The sequence below is a fragment of the Arthrobacter sp. YA7-1 genome (genome assembly GCF_025960325.1).
GTDB classification, from domain to species: Bacteria; Actinomycetota; Actinomycetes; order Actinomycetales; family Micrococcaceae; genus Arthrobacter; species Arthrobacter bambusae_A.
Genome location: NZ_CP110114.1, coordinates 1269916 through 1288840, shown reverse-complemented (window position 1 = coordinate 1288840; position 18925 = coordinate 1269916). Strand labels below are relative to the sequence as shown.

General features: G+C 65.0%; 15 protein-coding genes and 1 tRNA gene. 6 read left to right on the top strand and 10 right to left on the bottom strand.

Annotated features, from left to right (window positions below; all coding sequences use genetic code 11):
* Positions 1–324 precede the first annotated feature (324 nt).
* The 5 genes from pth to OIT41_RS06035 all read right to left on the bottom strand — a co-directional run bounded on the left by pth (position 325) and on the right by OIT41_RS06035 (position 4640).
* The gene (pth, locus tag OIT41_RS06055; RefSeq protein WP_264637575.1) at positions 325–909 is read right to left on the bottom strand and encodes an aminoacyl-tRNA hydrolase; all 585 of its coding nucleotides are present in this window, start codon (positions 907–909) and stop codon (positions 325–327) included.
* A gap of 106 nt (positions 910–1015) precedes the next feature.
* A complete protein-coding gene (locus OIT41_RS06050; RefSeq protein WP_241707981.1) occupies positions 1016–1588 on the bottom strand; it encodes a 50S ribosomal protein L25/general stress protein Ctc in 573 nt (190 codons plus the stop codon).
* Positions 1589–1928: 340 nt separating this feature from the next.
* On the bottom strand, positions 1929–2909 hold the full coding sequence (locus OIT41_RS06045; RefSeq protein ID WP_078105900.1) for a ribose-phosphate diphosphokinase: 981 nt from the start codon (positions 2907–2909) through the stop codon (positions 1929–1931).
* Positions 2906–4414, bottom strand: a complete 1509-nt coding sequence (glmU, locus tag OIT41_RS06040) for a bifunctional UDP-N-acetylglucosamine diphosphorylase/glucosamine-1-phosphate N-acetyltransferase GlmU (RefSeq protein ID WP_078105901.1) — start codon at positions 4412–4414, stop codon at positions 2906–2908. Before glmU ends, OIT41_RS06045 begins: the two co-directional genes overlap by 4 nt.
* A gap of 154 nt (positions 4415–4568) precedes the next feature.
* Positions 4569–4640: transfer RNA gene (locus OIT41_RS06035), tRNA-Gln, on the bottom strand.
* A 186-nt stretch (positions 4641–4826) separates the two neighbouring features.
* On the opposite strand from OIT41_RS06035, the gene OIT41_RS06030 reads away from it, so the two are divergent.
* Entirely contained in the window at positions 4827–5513 is a 687-nt protein-coding gene (locus OIT41_RS06030; RefSeq protein WP_413542312.1) for a TetR/AcrR family transcriptional regulator, read from the top strand.
* Between the two features lie 458 nt (positions 5514–5971).
* Here the strand turns inward: OIT41_RS06030 and OIT41_RS06025 are convergent, their stop codons facing one another.
* The 3 genes from OIT41_RS06025 to rsmA are packed head-to-tail and all read right to left on the bottom strand — an operon-like array spanning position 5972 to position 9714.
* The gene (locus OIT41_RS06025) at positions 5972–7819 is read right to left on the bottom strand and encodes an ABC-F family ATP-binding cassette domain-containing protein (protein ID WP_241707982.1); all 1848 of its coding nucleotides are present in this window, start codon (positions 7817–7819) and stop codon (positions 5972–5974) included.
* A 39-nt stretch (positions 7820–7858) separates the two neighbouring features.
* Positions 7859–8836, bottom strand: coding sequence for a 4-(cytidine 5'-diphospho)-2-C-methyl-D-erythritol kinase (locus OIT41_RS06020; RefSeq protein WP_078105903.1), 978 nt, complete (start codon positions 8834–8836; stop codon positions 7859–7861).
* On the bottom strand, positions 8833–9714 hold the full coding sequence (rsmA, locus tag OIT41_RS06015; RefSeq protein ID WP_241707983.1) for a 16S rRNA (adenine(1518)-N(6)/adenine(1519)-N(6))-dimethyltransferase RsmA: 882 nt from the start codon (positions 9712–9714) through the stop codon (positions 8833–8835). Before rsmA ends, OIT41_RS06020 begins: the two co-directional genes overlap by 4 nt.
* A 137-nt stretch (positions 9715–9851) precedes the next feature.
* Between rsmA and OIT41_RS06010 the strand changes: the two genes are divergently transcribed.
* Positions 9852–10340, top strand: a complete 489-nt coding sequence (locus OIT41_RS06010; protein ID WP_241711087.1) for a helix-turn-helix domain-containing protein — start codon at positions 9852–9854, stop codon at positions 10338–10340.
* A gap of 44 nt (positions 10341–10384) precedes the next feature.
* The gene (locus OIT41_RS06005; RefSeq protein WP_241711084.1) at positions 10385–11191 is read left to right on the top strand and encodes an IS3 family transposase; all 807 of its coding nucleotides are present in this window, start codon (positions 10385–10387) and stop codon (positions 11189–11191) included.
* Between the two features lie 69 nt (positions 11192–11260).
* Here OIT41_RS06005 and OIT41_RS06000 read toward each other — a convergent pair whose 3' ends face one another.
* A complete protein-coding gene (locus OIT41_RS06000) occupies positions 11261–12412 on the bottom strand; it encodes a resuscitation-promoting factor (protein WP_241709521.1) in 1152 nt (383 codons plus the stop codon).
* A gap of 265 nt (positions 12413–12677) precedes the next feature.
* Positions 12678–13562 (bottom strand): TatD family hydrolase, encoded by an 885-nt coding sequence (locus tag OIT41_RS05995; RefSeq protein WP_241709520.1) that lies wholly within the window; start codon positions 13560–13562, stop codon positions 12678–12680.
* Positions 13563–13749: 187 nt separating this feature from the next.
* Between OIT41_RS05995 and OIT41_RS05990 the strand changes: the two genes are divergently transcribed.
* From OIT41_RS05990 to OIT41_RS05980, 3 genes are all read left to right on the top strand, one after another.
* Entirely contained in the window at positions 13750–14826 is a 1077-nt protein-coding gene (locus OIT41_RS05990) for an AAA family ATPase (RefSeq protein ID WP_264637574.1), read from the top strand.
* A 22-nt stretch (positions 14827–14848) separates the two neighbouring features.
* Positions 14849–16270: a DUF58 domain-containing protein gene (locus tag OIT41_RS05985; protein WP_264637573.1), complete on the top strand. Its 1422-nt coding sequence runs from the start codon at positions 14849–14851 to the stop codon at positions 16268–16270.
* A 134-nt stretch (positions 16271–16404) separates the two neighbouring features.
* Positions 16405–18759 carry a DUF3488 and DUF4129 domain-containing transglutaminase family protein gene (locus tag OIT41_RS05980; RefSeq protein WP_264637572.1) on the top strand — a complete coding sequence of 785 codons (2355 nt, stop codon included), beginning with the start codon at positions 16405–16407 and terminating at the stop codon, positions 18757–18759.
* Positions 18760–18925 lie beyond the last annotated feature (166 nt).

The window sequence follows — 18925 nt, the reverse complement described above, 5'->3', positions numbered from 1 at the left end:
GCTCCGTTGCGGATCGCCCTGTTTCTGATTCCGGTGTTGCTCGCAATTTAGATCACGCTACCTTCGCAGCTCTGGCGGACGTGACGTTCAGCGGGTCGTTTGCCTTGGGATTTCCTCTTCACCCCCAGCAGTGATTTGCAAAGTATCATAGCGACCGGTCCGAATCAATTAGTCAGGCGACTAACGATCAGGGTACTTGTTAACCACTGAAATGAGTGCACGTGGGCCGCGTCGCCCCGGCCCACGCGATCGAGGGGCCCGAGACGAGCGTGCGGGTGTGGAGAGCTAGCGGGGAGGGTTCCCTGGCCGAGCCGAGCGGGTGGGTCAGGCCTTGACCGCGTGGAACTTCTGCTGGGCGGCAAGCAAGCCTTCGGTCATCAGGACCTCAACAGCATCCGCCGCTTCATCCAAAAGAAACGGAAGTTCCTTCTTTTCGGAGGCCCCGAAATCCCTCAGGACATAGTCGGCGGTGTCCATCCTCCCTGGTGGCCTGCCGACGCCCACGCGAACCCGCAAATAGTCCTTGGTACCCAAAGCCTTCGAAATATCCCGCAGGCCGTTATGGCCGCCCTCTCCGCCGCCGATCTTCAACTTGACGGTATTGAAGGGAATATCAATTTCGTCGTGGACGGCAATCACGTGATCCGGTGCAATGTCGAAAAACCGGGCCAGGCCGGAAACAGGTCCCCCGGAGACATTCATATAGCTCATCGGTTTCGCCAAAACCACGCGCGGGCCCCCGATCCCGAGCCTGCCCTCGACCACCTGGGCCCGGGCTTTGTGGGCCTTGAAGCTTCCGCCCATGCGCGAGGCAAGTTCGTCCAGGACCATCTGGCCGACGTTGTGGCGGTTGTGGCTGTATTCAGCGCCGGGATTGCCAAGGCCTACGATCAGCCAGGTGTCTGTCATGGAGTCATCCTAGGGAATCAGGAGGGTGGAATGAAAAAGAAGTGGCCGGGACCCCTCAGGGACCCGGCCACTCTCGAAGGCTTCTGCCGACTACTAGGCAGAAAGACTACTCGGCAGCAGGAGCTGCCTCTTCCTCGGCCTCGGACGTGGCCTCGGAGATGTTGATGATGAGGGTCTCGGGGTCGGTGAGCAGTGCCGAACCGCTCGGCAGGACGATGTCCGAGGCGTGGACGTGCTCGCCGGCCTTGCGGCCTTCGATGCTGATCTCGACGAAGGTCGGCAGGTGCGTCGCTTCGGCTTCGAGGGAAACCGTGGTGGCTTCCTGGTTGGCGACTGCGCCGATGGCAGCATCGCCAATGACGTGGACGGCCACGTCCACGGTGACCTTCTCGCCCTTGCGGACGGTCAGGAGGTCGATGTGCTCGATGATCTGCTTGATCGGGTCGCGCTGGATGTCCTTGACCAGGGCCAGGTGCTCTTCGCCGTTGACGTCCAGAGCCAAAAGCGCGTTGGACACGCGGACGGCCAGGGTGGTGGCGCGGCCCGGCAGGTTGATGTGGATGGGCTCAGCGCCGTGACCGTAGATGACGGCCGGGATCTGGCCGGCTGCACGGGCGCGGCGGGCGAAACCCTTGCCGAATTCGGTGCGCAGTTCTGCTGCGAGCTTCTGCTCAGACATGTGTACTCCTTGATTACTGTGGCGCCGGCAAATTGCCGGCAAGTCGATCAGCAAGGGCGGAGGTCTGTGGTGACCTTCCACGCCCGGCAGAATGCCCGCCGCTGAGCAGCAGGTTCAGTCCACCTTCGTTGAAGGAGATTCAGACCCAGTCGATAACGGAGACCCGCAATCCGGTTTTAACCCGGATGTGCTCTCCCTCGCCAAGGTATCCCCAAGAGTTTAGCAGCCGCGTCCCGCCTAAGGGAAAACGGCCCCGGCTTTGCCCAACTCACTCGCATTAGGTGTCGTTATCAGGCCCCAAAACGACAACAAATGCGAGTCAGTTGGGTGCCGGCGGGGCTTAGGCGTTGCCGTCGAAGAGGCTCGTGACGGAACCGTCGTCGAACACTTCACGGATGGCGCGCGCAATCAACGGCGCGATCGACAGCACCGTGAGCTGCGGGAAGCGCTTGTCGGCCGGAATCGGCAGGGTGTTGGTGACGACGACCTCGCGGGCACCGGAATCGGCGAGTCGCTGCGCCGCGGGCTCGGAGAACACAGCGTGGGTGCACGCGATGATGACGTCTTTGGCACCGGCGTTCTTGAGGACCTGGACAGCGCCGGAGATGGTTCCACCGGTATCGATCATGTCGTCGATCAGGACGCAGGTGCGGCCTTCGATCTGCCCGACGACGGTCTTCGAGACAGCCTGGTTCGGCACCGTGAGGTCGCGGCTCTTGTGGACGAACGCCAGCGGCGCACCGCCGAGGCGCTCGGCCCACTGTTCCGCGACCCGGACACGGCCGGTGTCCGGCGAGACAACGGTGATGTTGTCTGCCTCGACCTTGGTGCGGATGTAGTCGGCAAGCAGCGGGATGGCCATGAGGTGATCCACCGGGCCGTCAAAGAAGCCCTGGATCTGGGACGTGTGCAGGTCCACGGACATGATGCGGTCCGCGCCGGCGGTCTTGTAGAGGTCCGCCACCAAGCGGGCCGAAATCGGCTCGCGGCCGCGGCCCTTCTTGTCCTGGCGGGCATACGGGTAGAACGGCGAGACGACGGTGATCCGCTTCGCCGAAGCGCGCTTCAGGGAATCGATCATGATCAACTGCTCCATGAGCCAGTTGTTCAACGGGGCCGGGTGCGCCTGGATGACGAACGCATCGGTGCCACGGACGCTCTCCCCCGAGCGCACATAGATTTCCCCGTTCGCGAAGTCGTAGGCGTCGATAGGCAGGAGTTCGGTGTCCAGCTCCTTGGCGATTTCCTGCGCCAGCTCGGGGTGCGCCCGTCCGGCGGCGAGAACTAGTTTCTTCTCGCCGTGTGCGGTAATTTCGCTCATGCCTGTGTGCCCTCTTCTGTGGTTGCCGGAGTACTTGAGGAATCGGGGGTGGCAGTGGAACCATGCGCGGCTTGCGCAGCCTGCGCCAGCCGGGCCGAGTTGCTGCCCTGCCGGTTGGCGATGACCCAGCCTTCGGCGTTGCGTTGCGGAGCGACGCTCAGGGTGAGGGCTCCGGCGGGAACGTCCTTGCGGATGATGGCGCCGGCGCCACTGTATGCACCGTCGCCAATAGTTACGGGGGCCACGAAGACGGTGTTGGAACCGGTCCGTACACCCGAGCCGATCACCGTGCGGTGCTTCTTCTCGCCGTCGTAGTTCGCCGTGATGTTGCCGCAGCCGATGTTGGTGTCCTCGCCGATCTCGGCGTCGCCCGCATAGCCGAGGTGGGACAGCTTCGAACCGCGGCCGATCGTCACGTTCTTGGTTTCGTAGAAGGCGCCGATCTTGCCGGTCTCCCCGAGGACAGTGCCCGGGCGCAGGTAAGTGAACGGGCCCACGCTCGCCTTGGCCCCGATAGTGGATCCCGAGCCGTGGGTGCGGGTCACCTTCGCGCCTTCGCCCACCGAAACATCGGTGAGGGTCGTGTCGGGGCCGACGACGGCGTCCCGCGCCACCGTGGTGGCGCCGTGGAGCTGCGTGTTGGGCAGGAGGCGGACGTCTTCGTCCAGGGTCACGGTGGAATCGATCCACGTGGTGGCCGGGTCGACGACCGTGACGCCGGCACGCATCCAGGCCTCGACGATGCGGCGGTTGTGTTCGGCCCCGAGGGCGGCGAGCTGGACGCGGTCGTTGGCGCCCTCCACCTGCCAGCGGTCCTCGGTGACGACGGCGGAAACCCGGCCTCCGGCGTCGCGCGTCAGTCCGAGCACGTCGGTGAGGTACTTCTCGCGCTGAATGTTGTCGGTTGTCACTTTGTGCAGCTGCTCACGGAGCACCTTTGCGTCAAAAGCGTAGATACCGGAGTTCACCTCGCGGATGGAGCGCTCGGCGTCGCTCGCGTCCTTGTGTTCGCGGATGCCCAGCACGGTGCCGTCCTCGGCCCGAAGGATACGGCCATAACCATTGGCGTCGTCGAGGACCGCGGTCAGGACCGTCACGGCGTTGCCTTCGGATTCGTGCGTGGCGACCAGCTCGGAGAGAAGGGAACCGGTCAGCAACGGCACATCGCCATACGTGACAACCACCGTGCCGCTGAGTTCGGCTTTCGCGTCCAAGGCGTCAAGGGCGACTTCCACCGCACGTCCGGTTCCAGGAACATCGTCCTGGTCCACGATGACGGCGTCGGGATCGATCAATTCGATGTGCCCGGCGACCAAGTCCCGTTCATGGCGAACCACGAGGGCCAGCTGCTGAGGATCGATGGACCGGGCTGCAAGGATGGCGTGCGCCACCATGGAGCGTCCGCCGATTTCGTGAAGGATCTTGGGAGTCCGCGACTTCATGCGCGTACCGGCTCCGGCAGCTAGGACAATTACAGCGGCGGGGCCAGTAGTATCGGGGCTCACGAAGTCGCTCTCCTTGCTCGGTTACGTCCGGGCGAACCCGGCTGCGGCATCTGCTCTATCCTACTCTTGCCGATTCACAGCCCTCCGCGCAGCCAGTGGACAGCTTCGGGAGAGGCAGTGCTTTCAGAGGCGGTGCCGGCAGACCACCGACAAGTTCCGCCCATAGGATTCGAACCTATACTCCACGGCTCCAAAGGCCGGGGTGCTGCCATTACACCAGAGCGGACCGCGCGCACGTACCCTTGCGGACGCAGGATCCGCGGGGTTCCCGTTGACCGGGTCGCACACACAAGAATCTAGTTTGCCATGACCATTGCGGTGTTCGCGACTTGGCGCATCCCCGAGTCCCTTTCAGCACTATTGGCAGGCCCTTCGAGGCCGCTTCACGCTTGACATAAGGCATGATGGATGGGTGAGCAACAGCACAGGACTTCCCCGGCAGGCTGCGGGTTCCAGGGTGATCAACCACCCGCCCGCGGGCCAGGTCGTCCGTGCCCGGATGACGGGCTCCCAACGTCGCTCCCAGCTCATCGACATAGGCCGGCGCCTCTTCGCCGCCCGCGGCCTGGACGCCACGACCATCGACGAAATCGCGGCCGCCGCAGGAGTGTCCAAGCCGGTGATCTACGAACACTTCGGCTCGAAGGAAGGCCTCTACACCCGGGTCGTGGAGTTCGAATTCCGGATCCTCCTCGACGCCATCAACGAGTCCCTCGCCGCCGAAGCCAAACCACGCGTGCTCGTCGAACAGGCGGCCCTCGCCTTGCTCGGCTACATCGAAGAGCGGAGCGACGGCTTCCGGATCCTCATGCGGGACGCACCGCCATCCCAGCCCGAAGGCGCCCTCTCCACGTTGCTCTCCCACGTGGCCGACCGTGTGGAAGACCTGCTCGCCGACGAATTTTCCCGGCGCGGATTCAGCACCGCCGACGGCGCGATGTACGCCCAGATGCTGGTAGGCATGGTGGCCATGACCGGCCAATGGTGGCTCGACCACCGCGAGCCCGACAAGCGCGCAGTCGCAGCCCACCTGGTCAACCTGGCATGGAACGGCCTGACGGGCCTGCAAAAGGAGCCGGAACTCCGGAGCGAGGGCTAGGGCGTCTGGTTGCCTCCGCGGCGCAACCGCCCGACGCCGGGTGCCCCGTCGACGCGCTAAATTCCTGTCGACACCGGAATCCGCGCATCGAATTCCACGTCCCGAGTCGCCAGAACATTTGGGTGTCGAGAATCGAAGGAGTTTCACCGCCTTGTGTTCCACGGACCCCGTCCCCACCCCACGTCTGGCGGACGACGCCGGCAGGCCACCCGTGCGAGGCGACTTTCCCCGCCGGGGGCGGTTCTTCGGAAAGGAGCGCATCGCGACGCAACGGGCTAGGAGCTCGCTCAGCGAGCGAGTAGCCCCTTTGCGTTGAAGCGGCGTTCCGAGGGCCCCGAAGCGAGCTTGCGAGCTTTGGGAAGGAACCTCTGCGCTAAGCGACGCCGAAGGACCGTTGCCCGGCCCCGGCACCCAAGGTGACCGCGGGAATCCGGCTGAAGGCCCCGTCCCACCCACGCCTACTCCCCCAGGATCTCCGCCGCCTCGAGCCATTCGAGCTCCAGGCCTTCTTTTTCTTCGAGGAGCTCCTGCAGCTTGGCGTTCAATTCGCCGAGGGCGTCGAAGTCGCCGGATTGGGACTTCGCGGCCATTTGGACGTGGAGCTTCTCTTCCTGCTGCGCGATCTTGCCCAGCTGCCGATCGATCCTGTTCAGGTCCTTGCGGGCTTCACGCTTTTCCGCTTCGCTCGGTCCGGAAACCACGGCACTCGAGCCGCTTGCCGCCGTCGGCCTTGCGCTCCCGCTCGAAGCGCCGCCGGTCACTGCGCCGCTCGCGAGGGCCGCTTCGCGCAATTCCAGGTACTGGTCCACGCCACCGGGAAGTCCGCGGAGTTTGCCGTCGCCGAGGAGAGCCATTTGGGAATCCGTGACACGTTCCAGCAGGTAGCGGTCGTGGCTGACAACAACGAGCGTGCCGGGCCAGCCGTCCAGGACGTCTTCGACGGCGGCAAGGGTGTCGGTATCGAGGTCGTTGGTGGGCTCGTCGAGCATCAGGACGTTCGGTTCGCCCACGAGCAGGCGCAGAAGTTGCAGGCGGCGCCGTTCACCACCGGACAGGTCGGTGACGGGTGTCCACTGCTTTTCCTTCGTGAACCCGAGTTGCTCCACGAGCTGACCGGCAGTGAACTCCTTGCCCCCAACGCTGAAGGAGCGCTTCTCTCGTTCGATGACTTCGATCACGCGAAGGTCGGAGACATCGTCGAGCTCCTTGACGTCCTGGCTGAGCACCGCCGTGACCACGGTCTTGCCGCGCTTGACCTTACCGGAACTCGGCGTGATCTCGCCGTTGAGGAGCCTCAGAAGCGTGGACTTCCCGGCGCCGTTGACGCCCACCAGCCCGAGCCGCTGCCCCGGTGCCAAGCGCAAGGTGACGTCGTCGAAGAGCTTCTGCTTTGTGCGGCTGGCAGAGTCGCCACCCTTGAAATCCAGGGAGACTCCTTCAAGGTCCAGCACGTCCTTGCCGAGCCGGGCGGTTGCCATCTTGCTGAGCGCCACCGAGTCGCGCGGATCGGGAACATCGGCGATCAGCTCGTTGGCGGCTTCGATGCGGAACTTCGGCTTCGAAGTGCGCGCCGGGGCGCCCCGGCGCAGCCACGCCAGTTCCTTCTTGACGAGCTGCTGCCGCTTGCTTTCGACGACGGACGCGGAGCGGTCACGCTCGGCGCGGGCCAACACGTAGGCCGCGTACCCGCCATCGAACGGGTCCACCATGGCGTCGTGCACTTCCCAGGTCCGGTTGCAGACTTCGTCCAGGAACCACCGATCGTGGGTCACCACGAGGAACGCGCCCTGATTGGCCCGCCAGCGGGTCTTCAGGTGCCGGGAAAGCCAGGCGACGCCTTCGACGTCGAGGTGGTTGGTGGGCTCGTCGAGCATGATCACGTCGTGGTCCTCGATGAGCAGCTTGGCCAAGGCGACCCTGCGCTTTTGGCCGCCGGAGAGGGCATGCACGTTGGCGTGCCAATCGACGTCGGCCACAAGTCCGCCCATGATCTCCCGGATCTTGGGGTTCGCGGCCCATTCGTGGTCGGCCTGGTCGCCGACGATCGCGGCGCCGACCGTGAGGTCGCCGTCGAGCACGTCGGACTGGTCGAGGTAGCCGACGTTGACGTCGCCGCGTTTGGTCACACGGCCGGAGTCCGGCGTCGAGCGCAATGCCAGCAAGCGCATCAGCGTCGATTTGCCGTCACCGTTGCGCCCGACCATGCCGATCCTGTCGCCGTCCTCCAAACCAAGGGTTACGCCGTCGAGGATGGTGCGGGTTGCGAACGAAACGGTGAGGTTTTCACCGCCAAGCAGGTGGGCCACTAGGTACTACTTTCTGGTGTGAACAGTCAGAGCGACGTGTCATAGGAGGGTATCGGAGATGATCCGGGCACCGGGAACCGGGCCGTGCACGGCAAGGGCGTTGTGGCCAAGGTGCCGAAGGTCCTCGGCGAGCCCCTCGGCCGCCCGGGGGTTGTGGGCGAGCAAAGCCACCGTGGGGCCGGAACCGGATACAATCCCGGCGAGTGCGCCGTTCGACTCCCCCGTCCCGATCGTGTCGCGCAATTGCGGAGCCAGCGCGATCGAGGCGCGCTGGAGGTCGTTGATGAGGACTTTGCTCAGGGCGTCCGGATCTCCGTTGCGCAGCGCCTGCAGGATCTTGGCGTCGACCTCGATCGGCTCGGGGATGTCGAGTCCCTCGGTGTTCCGGAGCCTGTCCAAGGTGTGGAAAACCTCGGGCGTGGAGAGTCCGTAGTCGGCGCAGACCAGGACCCAGTCCATCTGGGCTTTCGCGAGCGCCGGCGAGAGTTCGTCGCCGACGCCAAGACCGACGGCGGTGCCCCCAAGCAACGAGAACGGCACGTCCGCGCCCAACTCGGCGGCAAGGTGGGCCAGTTCTTCGCGTGACAAACCGCTGTTCCAGAGCGCATCGCAGGCAAGGAGTGTCGCCGCGGCATCGGCCGAGCCGCCGCCCATGCCACCGGCAACGGGAACCCGCTTGGTGATTTCCAAGTGCACGCCCGTGGCGTTCTCCGAGACATCCCTCATGATGGCGGCGGCCTTGTAAGCCAGGTTCCGCTCGTCGAGCGGAATGTCGACGCCGTCGAGGTCCAAGGTGCTGGCGGGCCCGATGCTGACAGTGATCCCCGGCCCCTCCGTGCTCGTGGCGGCTACTTCCTCGTACAGGGACACCGCGAGATACACGCTGGCCACCGAGTGGTAGCCGTCGGGCCGCAAGGGGCCGACGTTGAGGGAAACGTTCACCTTGCCGGGTGCCCGGACGCGGACGGTCCGTGCGAGGAAGCGCCCGCGGTTCGCACCGCTGATTGCCGGACTCATGCGTCCAGGGGGTGGCGTGCCTCGGCGATTCGGACAAACGCGTTGATATCGAGCACTTCACCGCGGGCAGTCGGATCTACGCCGGCAGCCACAATGAATCGTTCGGCTTCGGCGGCGCTCCCGGCCCAGGTTGCGAGGGCCGCGCGGAGCGTCTTGCGGCGTTGGGCAAATGCGGCGTCGATGACCGCGAACACCTGTTCGCGGGTGGCGTGGGTTTCCGGCGGCGCGCCGCGCGTGAAGGACACGAGCCCTGAGTGGATCTTCGGGGCCGGCCAGAAGACATTCATGCCGATCACGCCGGCCTTGCGCATGTGGCCGTACCACGCGGCCTTGACCGAGGGGACCCCGTAGATCTTGGAGCCCGGCCCCGCGGCCAAACGGTCCGCCACCTCGTCCTGGACCATGACCAGCCCGTGTTGCAGGCTCGGGAAGTGCTGGAGCAGGTGAAGGACCACGGGAACCGCGACGTTGTACGGCAGGTTGGCCACAAGGGCGGTGGGCTGTACTGGAAGTTCGGTGACCTTCATGGCGTCGGAAAGGACCAAGTGGAAATCGTCCGCTGCCTGCGGGCGCCAGGTGCGCACCGTTTCCGGCAACCTGCCGGCCAGCACGGGATCGATTTCGACGGCGACGACTGTTTTGGCGGCGTCGAGCAAGCCGAGCGTCAACGAACCGAGCCCCGGCCCGACCTCAAGCACGGTTTCCCCGGGATCAATACCGGCGGCGGAGACGATCCTCCGGATCGTGTTTCCGTCGATGACGAAGTTCTGCCCCAGGGTTTTGGTTGGGCGGACACCGATCTCCTCGGCGAGCCGTCGGATGTCAGCAGCTCCCAGAAGGGGTGCGACGGCGGCATGTTCGGAATTCGGTTCAGTCACCTAGGTATCGTATCGTCTGAGCGGCCGGCGGGGGCGCCCGCCCGCCTTATCGAGGACGCGAAAAGGCCGGGCCCGGAGTGAACTGCTCCCCGAAAGTTGGACTGAGAATTCAGTTCTGACTTACGGGGAGCAGTTTCATGTTAAAAAGCAGTTCGTTGTCCGAGGAGCAGCGCGCGGCCGCGGTAGCGTTGTTTGAGACCGGTTGGGGCGCGAAGTCCGTTGCCACAAAGCTCGGGGTGAGCAAGCGGGCCATAGGCCGGTTATATGACCGGTGGAGAGTTCGCGGAGGTACAACGCTAGTGGCCAAGCCAACCAAGCGGCAGTTTTCGTTTGAGTTCAAACTCGCTGTTGTGCAGCGGTTTCTGGCTGGAGAGACCCAGGTGGCCTTGGCGCAGGAGTTCCAGCTGTCGTCCCCGCTTCTGATCAAGAAGTGGGCAAGCCTGTATCGGAATGAAGGCGAAGACGGACTGCGTCCGAAGCCCAGGGGCCGCCCGAAGTCGCCTTTCGAGGCGCCGTCGCAGCCTGAGTCAGAACTGCAAAGGTTGCGCCGTGAGAACGAGCGCTTGCGGGCAGAGGTGGCGTTCCTGGGAAAAGTGCAGGCCTTGAGGGACGAGGATCCGCGGTAAAGGTCCGCGCCGTCATCGCTCTCAAGGCCCAACATCGCCTGGAATTGCTCCTGGACATCGCTGGCATTGCCCGCTCGACGTTCTTCTATCACCAGGCCCGGCTCCAGGCCCCCGATCCGCAAGAGGCTCTCAAGAGCGCGGTCACGGAGATCTTTAAGAAGAACCATGGCAGGTACGGGCACCGACGCGTCCACATCGAGCTGGCCAAGCAAGGCTGGAGGACCGCGAAGAAGACCGTGCTGAAGCTGATGCGGACACTCGGGCTGGTCTGCAAGGTCCGGCGGAAGAAGCGCTACAACTCCTACCGCGGCGAACAAGGCGCCGTCGCTCCGAACGTGCTCAACCGGGATTTCGAAGCGACCGCCCCGAACCAGAAGTGGGTGACGGACGTGACCGAATTCAGCGTCAGCGATCGCAAGCTCTACCTCTCACCGGTCATGGACCTCTTCGACCGGCAGATCATCTCGTACACCCTGGGCATCTCGCCGAACCTGGAGCTCACCAACACATCGCTGAGTAAGGCGCTGACGACCCTCAAGGACGGTGAGAAACCGCTGGTGCATTCCGACCAGGGATTCCAGTACCAGCATCACTCCTGGCGGACTCTCCTCAGCGTTGCCGGAGCGGTCCAATCAATGTCACGCAAGGCCAACTGCTACGACAATGCCGTGATGGAAAACTTCTTCGGTCATCTCAAAGAAGAACTCTTCCATCGTGTCCGGTTCATCAGCACCGACGCACTGACAGCGGCACTGCACGAGTACATCCGCTGGTACAACACCGAACGGATCTCGACAAAGCTCGAGGGCCTGAGCCCGGCGCAATACCGTGCCCAGGCCCTCGCGGCTTAGGATCTTACTTAGCCAGTCCAACTTTCGGGGACCAGTTCAGAGATTCCGGACCCGGCCAATTTCACGTGCCTAGCTGGAAGCTGCCCATCCGCAGCCCCACGGCGACAGGCCGCGCTGAGCGTAGACGCGGTTGGCGATGTCGATCTGCTGGGCCTTGCTGGCGGCGGCGGCGTTGGGAGCGTAGGCGCCACCGCCGTTGCCGACCCAGGTCTGGATGTCGAACTGCAGGCCACCGTAGTAACCGTTGCCGGTGTTGATGGCCCAGTTCCCACCGGACTCACACTGTGCGACTTTGTCCCACATTGCCTCGTTCGGCGCCCCGGTGGGTCCGGAGGCCACAGCAGCGGCGGGGGCAGGCTGGGGACGCGCCTTGGTTCCGACCGTCACCTTCGCAGGGACGGGCTGGACCGTGACGTCAGAGGAGACCAGGGTCCTGGAAGCCTCTCGGCCATCCACCAGGACGAGTTTGAACGTCTTGCTGAGCAGCCCGAGGACACCTTCCTGGGTTACCGTCTTCTGGTCGCTGAACTGGGTGGGGTCCTGGGTGGTGACCGTGTCGAAGGGAACGTTCTCCGTCTCGGTGGCGGTCTTGCTCGTGTCCACCCGGGAAACCTTGATCACCATGTTGGGGACAACGGGGGCCGAGTTCGGCTGCGAAACCCGGTCGTTCGCGCCGAGCGAGACGCCGGCATCACTGAGCACGGTGCCTACGTCGGGCGCCGTCGTTGTCTTCGAAGAGCTCTGGCCATCAACGATCAGGCTGATCGTCTTGGGGGTCAGGATCGAAACGTAGGATCCGGAAACGGCCAGCTGGGTGTCCTTCGGCTGGGACACAGCCGAAGCGCTCGCGACGCCGAGCTCGGAGACGAGGCCTTCGACGTTGGGAGCCGTGGTGTTGACCGTCCGTTGGGCGCCATCGAGGCTGACGGTGACGGCCTTGGCCAGGTTGACGTTGATGATGGAGCCGTTCTGCACCGAGGTATTCAAAGCCGGTGAAACCCGGTCTTCGGCCTTCAGGTCGACCTTGGCTGCCTTGACCACCTGGTCAACGGTATTGCCGAAGGTCTGGACGGAACTCACTTTGCCGTCGACGTTGAGGGTGACTGATTTGTTGTTGCCCGTAAAGGCAACCACTCCCAGTACCAGCGCCGAAAGAACCAGCAGCTGCGCACCGACCTTGACGAAACTGAACTTGCCGCCCGTGGTGAAGAACTTGACCATGTTTGCCCGTAACTTTTGGACCATCCGGGCACGGGGAAAAGCGCACAGGGGCCTCCTGCCGCGGTCCCGAAGCAGGCAGAAGCATGCTGGAGGACTGCAGCGGAGCTGGGCGCCGCCACACTCAATTCAACTAAAAACACCAATTGCGAACGGAGTAAGTTGTCCGAAGGCCTTCCCCGACCCCGGCTACTGGTTACCCACTGTAACCGAAGCGTTATAAAGTGACCAAGATTTTTACATACCGGGTATGTAGTGCGACTTCTGCTCAGTCCCAGGATCCATATGTCGCCACGGTGTTTTGGGCCAGTTGCGAGCACAGCGCCGAAAGCTCGGTTCCCGTCACTTCAGCCATGGAACGGACCGTGTACGGGACCATGTAGCTTGCGTTCGGACGGCCCCGGTAAGGGTGCGGAGTGAGGAACGGGGAATCGGTTTCGACGAGCAGCAGTTCCGGATCCGCGATGGCCAAGGCGTCCCTCAGGTTCGCCGCATTCTTGAACGTCATGGTGCCGGCAAAGGACATGTACCAGCCGTTCATGTTACAAATCCGTGCCAGTTCTTCATCGCCCGAGAAGCAATGGAATACCACCCGCTCCGGGGCCCCCTCCTCCCGCAGGACCTGGACGACGTCGTCATGGGCGTCGCGGTCGTGGATCTGGAGGGTGAGGTCCAGCCTCTTTGCGATATCGATGTGGCGGCGGAAAGACTGGCGCTGGTGCACTAGGCCCTCGCCGTGGGTGCGGAAGAAATCAAGCCCGGTTTCGCCGATCGCGCGCACCCGTGGGTGGGCAGCCAGCTCTTCGATTTCCGCGAGAGCCGATTCCAGCTCTCCGCGGCCCGCGTACACGGGGGCGTCGTTGGGGTGGATGGCGACAGCTCCGAGGAGCCGCCGGTCGGCGTCGAGCGCCTGGACCGTGAACCGCGACGACTCCAGGTCGCAACCCACCTGCACCGCGCCCTGGACGCCCACGGCTTCGGCCGCGTCCAGGGCATCCGCCACCGCGACGTCGATCAAGCCGTGCCGGAAATCGAGGTGCGTGTGGTTGTCCATCACGGGGACCGGCAGAGGCTCGGGCGCAGGTGGGTACTCCTTGCGGGAATCGCCGGTATCCGGCGCGCGGTAGGAAGCCGGTGGGAGGGAATTGCACATGGATCCACCCTATCTTTCCCTGCTGATGCCTCCCTGACCGTTGCCGCATCCCACCCATGCCACTTGCTTCGGAAAGCTGCCCCTGTCTGCGGCGGGCCTTGGCTGGGTAGTCTGGTACAAAGGCGGTATATCCCGGCCAGGGCACCGCCGCCCGGCCGGGGTGCCGTCATGGCTGAGGGGATAGTCCATGGACTCAAAGCGACACGGCACCGTTGATGAACAGTTGGTACGGGACGAGGCCGTGGTTGCCCTGCCGCCTGAGCGCGAGTCCTTCAACGGGCACAAGCAGACGGTCATGGACCCTGAGCAATTCCACGCTGCCAGTGAGAAGATCCTGGCGGCCATCAACAAAGTCATCGACGGCAAAGCCGAGGCCGCAAAACTTGCCCTCACCGTGCTCCTCGCCCAAGGCCACCTGCTGGTGGAGGACGTCCCGGGTGTCGGCAAGACGCTGCTCGCCAAAACCCTCGCCCGCACCATCGATTGCAGGGTCAGCCGTATCCAGTTCACCCCGGACCTGCTTCCCTCGGACGTCACGGGGGTCTCGATCTACAACCAGTCCTCGCGCCAGTTCGAGTTCCGGATGGGCGCGGTGTTCGCCAACATCGTGATCGGAGACGAAATCAATCGCGCCTCCGCGAAGACGCAGTCAGCCCTCCTTGAATGCATGGAGGAACATCAAGTGACGGTGGACGGCCATTCGTACCAGCTGGGCGAACCGTTCATGGTTGTCGCGACGCAGAACCCCATCGAGATGGAAGGCACGTATCCGCTTCCGGAGGCACAGCGGGACCGTTTCATGGCCCGCATCTCGATGGGCTACCCGGACAAGCTCTCCGAAATCGAGATGCTCGAGACCCATCAGGCGGTCTCGCCCCTCGCCAAAGTCACCCCGGTGGTCACCTCCGCCGACGTGGCCGCGATGATCGCCACGGTGCAGCAGGTCTACGTCTCCCAATCCGTCAAGGAATATACGGTTGCCTTGGGCCGGGCCACCCGGGACAGCGCCCGGCTGCGCCTCGGAGCCAGCCCCCGCTCCCTGCTGCAACTACTGCGGGCGGCCAAAGCGACCGCCGCCCTGGACGGAAGGGACTTCGTCCTCCCTGACGACGTCATTTCCGTAGCCGAGTCCGTCCTGGCACACCGCATCATCCTGGACCGCAAGGCCGCGAGTTCCGGTGACACCCCGCAAAGCATCATCCGGGCCATCCTGGCCTCCCTCCCCGTCAGCCAAGACGCTGGCGCGGAACGCCGCGGCGCCTAGGGCAGCGAAGAAGGGGGCAGGCATGGCGCTGATCGATCTACTTCCGAAGCATCTGTTCACGAACCGGGGCTGGGGCTTGCTTGCCAGCGGCGTAGGTTCCTTGCTGCTGGCCCAGATCATGGGCAGGCGCGATCTGCTGGCCCTCGGGATCCTGCTGTTGGTGCTGCCGCTGGTATCGCTTGCCGGCGTCCGTATCCTCAAACCGCGCTTCCAGGTATTCCGCGAATTCCATCCCGCGTCCGTGGAGACTTCCTCCACGGCCACCGTGCGGCTGGCCGTGGCACGAACCGGCGCCGCCGTCGGGCCGGTGATCATGGAGGAGCAATTGCCGCCACGTTTCGGCGAACCTCCGGCCTTCCGCTTTCCTGCCCGTGCCGCGTCCGGCGGCACCAGCCGCTACGAATACCATTTGCGCTCCGGCAAGCGCGGCCAGTTCAGGATCGGCCCGGTGACGGCCGAGTTCTGCGATCCCTTCGGCTTGTCGCTGCATCGCCACGAGATCGACAACGGCGACATCCTCACCGTGACGCCGGCCGCCGTCGAACTCCCCGCCACCGGGCTGGCCGGCGCACGCGGAAACGACGGCGTGACGGCCACCCGGATCCGGGCCAATCCCAGCGACGACGACGTGATGACCCGCGAATACCGGCACGGAGACCCCATGAGGCGAGTCCACTGGGCCGCGACAGCGCGGCACGGCGAACTCATGGTGCGGCAGGAGGAATCCGTCACCACGCCCGAGGCGACCATCATCCTGGACCAGCGCTATTCCGCTTTCGTGTCCGGCTCCGCCGCGGTCTTCGGTCCTACCCACGAGGACGCTTTCGAACTGGTGAGCAGCGAAAACTTCGAATGGGTGGTGACGGCAGCGATGTCGATCAGTGCCCACCTCGCCGACCGCAACTATTCGCTGCGTTTCCTCGATGCTGCAGGACACCCCGCGTTCCGCGCATCCCGCTCCGCACCGTATCCCGAAACCGAGGAATTCAGTGGTCTGGGAGGCCTGCAGTCCATCGCCGAAAGCCTGGCCGCCATCCAGCTAAGCGGCCCGCGGCATGTCCACGGCGAGCGCAGCCACAAAGAGGCCGCCGGCGTCGCCGATGGTGCCGAAGCGCCTTTCGACGACCATCTGATGGATAAGCTCGCGGCACACCGCCTGCGTGGTCCCGTCCTCGCGCTGCTCGGCAACATGCCGCTCTCGGAGGCCCGTGCGTTGGCGCCGGCCGCAGGCTACGGGGCCAACGCTTTTGCCCTCGTGGTGACCGACCACCCGCACCATGTCCAGCCGGTCATCGAAGCCTTGAAACTGGGCGGCTGGCGGGCCGTCGCCGTGAGTTCGAGGACAGACCTTCCCGCTGCATGGGCCGGTTTCGACCAAGGAGAGATCGTCGCCGCCGCTGCGGCAGCGATGGACGTCCGCCGTGGCGCGGCGGTGCCGCGATGACCACTACCTCCAGGAACGGCGCTCCGGGACGTTCCCCGCTCCCGGCGCCGGCAACGGCAGGCAACACCCCGTCGCGCGGCCCGGGAAGGTGGCTCCGCCCGCGAAAGGCAGGGCCGGGAGCCTACCCTTGGGCAATGTCCGCGGCCATCGCCGTCGCCGTCCTCGGAGCGTCACTCTCACTCAATGGGGTCTTCAGGGGCTGGGTGTGGCTGGTTCCCGCGATCACCACGGTGTTCATCGTCGGATTGACCCTGGCTGTCCTCCGTGCCCTGGGGGTCCACCCGGTGCTCACTACCGTGGGCGGCTTGGTCGCGTTGGTCTTCATCCTCGACTTCACGTTCTTCCGGCCGGAAAGCATCGCGGGCTTCATTCCCTCCGGCGCTACCCTGGACACGCTGGGCCAGTTCCTGAAACGGGCCGGCGAAACCGTGGTGTCGGAGACCGCCCCCGTCTCCCCGAACGCCGGAATAGTGTTTGTCGCCTGCGCGGGCCTGGGCTTGGCGGTTGTCCTGGTCGATGCCCTGGCGGTCCCGCTCGGCATGCCTGCGACGAGTGGCCTGGGCCTGCTGGTTGTCCTCGTTTTCCCGGCGACCATCAAGCCGCAAAGCGTCGGGCTCGCCGGGTTCCTCGCCGCCGCCGTCGGCTTCATTCTGATCCTGGGTTGCAGCCAGTGGTTCGCACCGGACTCGCGGCTGCAGAACGACACCGCCCACGGCACGGGGCAGCTCAAGCGGTCCATGGTGATCGGTGGCGTGGCCTTGGTTCTGGGGTTGCTGTTGCCGTTGGCGGTTCCGGGATTCGAGCGCGGGACGTTTCCCGTGGGTTCCCGGCTGAACCCGTGGGGCGTCTCCAACGGCCTGAATCCCATGATTACGCTCGGCAACAGCCTGCGGAATCCTACCGGCGACGGCAGCATCACCTATGCCACGAGTTCCACGGCCCCGGTGTACCTGCGCTCCGTCACCATTGACAAGTTCGACGGCGATACCTGGGCACCGGACGACCGGGAGGCCTCCCGGCGCATCGGACCGGGCCGGATGGCGCCGGACTACCCGCTCCCCTCCGAGTTGGTGCGCCAGGTGACGGTGATCGATACGGGGCAGTTCACCAGCCCGTATCTCCCGGTCCCCTATGCCCCGACAGCCGTCAACGGCCTGAGCGGACGCTGGTCGTGGGATCCTGAGACGCTCAGCATCCGTGGCGAGGACGACACGACGAGGAACCAGCAGTACACGGTGTATTCAGCGCTGCCGGCCCTGACATCGGCAACGTTGAGCCAGGACAACGCCAAGCCCACTTCCATCTCGCAGGATTTCATCCAGTTGCCGGGCAACGTTCCGGACATCGTGAAGAACACCGCCAAGACGGTGACGGCCGGCGCCAACGGCAATTATGCGAAGGCGATGGCGATCCAGGACTACCTGCGCTCGTCCCAGTTCACCTACTCACTGCAGGCTCCCGTGCAAGGCGGTTACGACGGCAACGGGATGTCCGTGCTGGCGGACTTCCTGCAACAGAAGAGCGGCTATTGCGTTCACTTCGCCTCCGCGATGGCGGTCATGGCGCGGCTCGAGGGAATCCCCAGCCGCATCGCCGTGGGCTACGCGCCGGGCCACTCCACAGGCGCCACGGTTGCCGTGGCTGGACAGGAACCCCTGCCGGAGTTCCAAGTGGATTCCCGTGACGCCCATGCCTGGCCTGAGCTCTACTTCGAAGGAGCCGGCTGGGTCGCCTTCGAGCCAACGCCTTCCCGTGGCGTGGTCCCGGCCTACGCGAGCGAGCCTGTGGCAGCGGGCGGCCCGAGCACCAACCTGCATGACGAGAACCTGGTGCCGGGTTCCTCGACTCCCGCGCCGAGCACCGCCGCTGTGCCTCCGCTTGCGGCTCCGGGGGTCGGAGCGGGCACGGCCACGGGCTCGGGAACCGTTCTTTACGTCACCGCGGCCGCGCTCCTTTTGGCGGTGTTAGTGGCCTCCCCGCGGTTGGTCCGCTCCGGCATCCGGGCGCGGCGCTTGAGGCCCGCGCGGGCACGACAGCGCGGTTCGGGACACGCGGCCGGCCCGGGCCCGCCCCGGGACGGCCCGGTCCTGGCATGGGCTGAGCTCCAGGACCTCGCCACGGATTACGGCGTACCGCCGGTGCCCAGCGAAACGCCGCGGCATTTCGCGGCCCGATTGGGCACCTCGGCTGCGCTCGGAGCACCGGTGGCGGCAGCGTCGCCGTCGGGCGCTTCCGACGACGCCGGGCGGCGCGCGCTTGCGTCACTCACGGGCGACTTCGAACGGCAGCGTTACGGTCCCCCGGCGGGAATCCCCGCGATTGCGGCAGCGGAGCAAGCGAACTCGGCCGCGGCCCGGATCGCGGCTGTCCGTGCCGCGTTCCGGCGCAATGCCTCCTGGATTGCCGTCTTGCGGGCGGACTGGTTCCCGCCGTCCTTGATGTCCAGGTGGTTCCAACTCCTGTGGTCGCCCTTCCGCTGGCGGCCCTGACCCAACTAGCTCGCATTAGATGTCGTTATGGGCCTCGAAAACGACAACAAATGCGAGTCAGTTGGGCTTGGAACGGCAAAGGCAGGGCACCGGAACCCAAATGTTCCAGTGCCCTGCCCTTCACTCAACGGCAGTTCCCCGTTGCGAGAGGTCCGCCGAAGTTGTA

Bases quoted from the DNA above. Each gene is read 5' to 3' on its own strand.
- OIT41_RS06020 (WP_078105903.1), bottom strand. From the start codon at position 8,836: ATGAGTCCGGCAATCAGCGGTGCGAACCGCGGGCGCTTCCTCGCACGG.
- OIT41_RS06050 (WP_241707981.1), bottom strand. From the start codon at position 1,588: ATGTCTGAGCAGAAGCTCGCAGCAGAACTGCGCACCGAATTCGGCAAG.
- OIT41_RS06045 (WP_078105900.1), bottom strand. From the start codon at position 2,909: ATGAGCGAAATTACCGCACACGGCGAGAAGAAACTAGTTCTCGCCGCC.
- OIT41_RS06000 (WP_241709521.1), bottom strand. From the start codon at position 12,412: ATGGTCAAGTTCTTCACCACGGGCGGCAAGTTCAGTTTCGTCAAGGTC.
- pth (WP_264637575.1), bottom strand. From the start codon at position 909: ATGACAGACACCTGGCTGATCGTAGGCCTTGGCAATCCCGGCGCTGAA.
- OIT41_RS05995 (WP_241709520.1), bottom strand. From the start codon at position 13,562: ATGTGCAATTCCCTCCCACCGGCTTCCTACCGCGCGCCGGATACCGGC.
- OIT41_RS06010 (WP_241711087.1), top strand. From the start codon at position 9,852: ATGTTAAAAAGCAGTTCGTTGTCCGAGGAGCAGCGCGCGGCCGCGGTA.
- OIT41_RS05985 (WP_264637573.1), top strand. From the start codon at position 14,849: ATGGCGCTGATCGATCTACTTCCGAAGCATCTGTTCACGAACCGGGGC.
- OIT41_RS05990 (WP_264637574.1), top strand. From the start codon at position 13,750: ATGGACTCAAAGCGACACGGCACCGTTGATGAACAGTTGGTACGGGAC.
- OIT41_RS05980 (WP_264637572.1), top strand. From the start codon at position 16,405: ATGTCCGCGGCCATCGCCGTCGCCGTCCTCGGAGCGTCACTCTCACTC.